The following is a 2,809-nucleotide window of genomic DNA, read 5'->3' on the forward strand; positions in this document are numbered from 1 at the left end:
CAAGTTAATTCAGTTCCAAAGGAATGGCTCAGAATCACGGCTGGTCAATTTGACCTTGTGAATCAGCTTTTCCTATCCTCCGCGCGCGATGCCCCCTGCCCGCTCTCCGAGGCCTTCTTTCGCAGCACCTTCGCACTCCCCACGTCGCGGCCCCTGGAGGCATCGTGCGCTCGCGCTCGCGCTGCTGCTGGGCGCGTCCGCCTGCGACGATGACGCGCCGGAGTCGCCGCCCGCGCCGGAGCCGGCGCCCCGGTACGAGGCGACGATCCGGCGCTCGGGCAACGGCGTCCCGCACATCACGGCGAAGACCCTGGGCAGCGCGGCCTTCGGCCAGGGCTACGCGTTCGCCCAGGACAACGTGTGCACGCTGGCGGATCAGATCCTCAAGGTGCGCAGCGAGCGGGCCCGGTTCCTGGGCCCGGGCGCCGGCAACGCGAACGTGGCGAGCGACTTCGGCTACCTCGCGCTGGGCGTCCACGCGCGCGCGAAGGACGCGCTGCCGGCGCTGCCCGAGGACGTGCGGGCGATGATCCAGGGCTACGTCGCCGGCTACAACCACTACCTGTCCCAGGTGGAGCCCGCCGCCCGCCCCGCGGCCTGCGCCAACGCCGCGTGGGTGAGGCCCATCGACGACGTGGACCTGATGGCGTACCACATCAGCCTGGCGCTGCTTTCGAGCAGCTACCAGTTCGTCGCGGCGGTGACCAACGCCCAGCCGCCCACGGTCACCGGCGGGCAGCACATCGACGTGCCGCCGCCCCAGGCCTTCCAGCAGCTTCGCGACCACGACCTGGGCAGCAACGGCTGGGCCATTGGCGCGGAGCGCTCCGCCACCGGCCACGGCATGCTCGTGGCCAACCCGCACTTCCCCTGGCAGGGCGAGCTGCGGCTGTGGGAGAGCCACCTCACCGTGCCGGACGTGATGAACGTCTACGGCGCGTCCCTGGTGGGCGTGCCCGGGGTGCTCATCGGCTTCAACGACAACGTCGCGTGGACGCACACGGTGTCCGCCGGCCAGCGGATGACGCTGTACCGGCTGAAGCTCGTGCCGGGCAAGCCGACGCACTACACGTACGACGGCCAGGAGCGCGAGATGGTTTCGCGCACGCACACCATCCTGGTGCGGCTGCCGGACGGCTCGCTGACGAACGTCTCGCGCACGCTCTACAGCAGCCACTTCGGGCCCATGCTCGCCATCCCGGGCGTGACGGACTGGACGGCGCAGGTGGCGTACACCTACCGGGACGCGAACCTGGAGAACACCGTCCTGCTGGCCCAGTTCCACGCGATGAACCGGGCCAGGAACCTGCAGGAGTTCAAGGACGCCTTCGCCACCGTGCAGGGCATCCCCTGGGTCAACACCCTGGCCACGGACCGGGACGGCAACGCCTGGTACACGGACGCCGCGGCCACGCCCAACCTCAGCACCGCGGCGCTGGATGCGTGGCAGCAGGCCATCTCCGGCGCGGATCCGGTGGCGACGCTGTTCTTCCGCAACCTCAACCTGGTGTTGCTGGACGGCAGCACCTCCGTCAACGCGTGGGTGGAGGCCCCCGGCGCCCGCAGCCCCGGCCTGGTGCCCTTCGCCCAGGTGCCGCAGTTGGCGCGCCGCGACTTCACCTACAACGCCAACGACAGCTACTGGCTCACCAACCCGGCGCAGCCGCTGGAGGGCTATTCCCCGCTGCACGGCCCCGCGCGCCGCAGCCAGCAGCCGCGCTCGCGCATGAACCTGGTGATGCTGACCGAGCAGTCGGCGGACGGCGCCTCCGGCGCGGACGGCAAGTTCACGCTCGAGGAGCTCCAGGCGGCCATCCTCAACAACCGCAGCTCGGTGGCGGAGCTGCTGCGCCCGCAACTGGTGGAGCGCTGCCAGCGCACGCCGTCCGCCACGTACCAGGGCAAGACGGTGGACCTCACCCAGGCCTGCGCGGTGCTGGCCGCGTGGAACGGCCGCTTCGACACGGACAGCGTGGGCGCGGTGCTGTGGCGCGAGTTCATCGGGACGTATCCGGTGAACCAGTTGCTCAACAAGGGCACCCTCTTCGACACGGCCTTCGACCTGAACGCCCCCTTCACCACGCCGAGCACGCTCACGCCCGCGCCCGCGCAGGGTGAGGACCCGGCGCTCGTGAAGCTGGCGCAGGCCGTGACGCTGCTGGGCACCGCGAAGATCGCCGTGGACGCGCCGCTGGGCACCGTGCAGTTCGCGCCGCGCGCCGGCCTGCGCATCCCCATCCACGGCGGGCACAACCGCGACGGCGTGGCCAACGTCGCCATCTCCGGCACGCTCCAGTCCTCGCTCGTCGACCCCGTCCCCGCGCGGGGCACGGTGCTCAACGGGGAGACGGGCCTGAGCACCAACGGCTACGTCGTCAGCAACGGCTCCAGCTTCATCCTGGCGCTGGCGTACACCGCGACCGGCGTGGACGCGCGCGCCCTGCTCACCTACGGCCAGTCCGGCGACCCGGCCTCGCCCTACTTCACGGACCAGACCCAGCGCTTCTCCCAGAAGCAGTGGCGCACCGTCCTCTTCAACGAAGCGGACATCCTCGCTGACCCGGCGCTCACGCAGCAGGTCGTGTCGGCCCAGTAGGCAGTCCCGTCTCACGTCACAAGGGCCGCTGGCCCGCGACGCTCCACCCCGGTCACCCGTCCCCGTCGGGTGCCCGGGAACACCTTCGCCCATGCCTTCGCGGGCCGTCCGCCTCCCTCCCCGTGGGAGCGCGGACGGTCACGCCACGGCCCTGGACCGCCCCCGGACCCGGGCTCCGCCGTACTCCATACCTACCAATAAATCGTGAAAAAC

The 2,809-nt window shown here is 70.7% G+C and carries 1 protein-coding gene; it reads left to right on the plus strand.

Translation table 11 applies throughout. The annotated features are described in order from the left end of the window. Positions 1 to 88: 88 nt before the first annotated feature. Positions 89 to 2,596, plus strand: a complete 2,508-nt coding sequence (locus K8612_RS21065; protein ID WP_223763590.1) for an acylase — start codon at positions 89 to 91, stop codon at positions 2,594 to 2,596. Positions 2,597 to 2,809: the final 213 nt, after the last annotated feature.

This window comes from Corallococcus sp. AS-1-6 (assembly GCF_020037015.1).
Lineage (GTDB): Bacteria > Myxococcota > Myxococcia > Myxococcales > Myxococcaceae > Corallococcus.

Excerpts from the sequence above, each read along its gene's own strand:
- K8612_RS21065 (WP_223763590.1), top strand. The coding sequence starts at position 89 with ATGCCCCCTGCCCGCTCTCCGAGGCCTTCTTTCGCAGCACCTTCGCAC.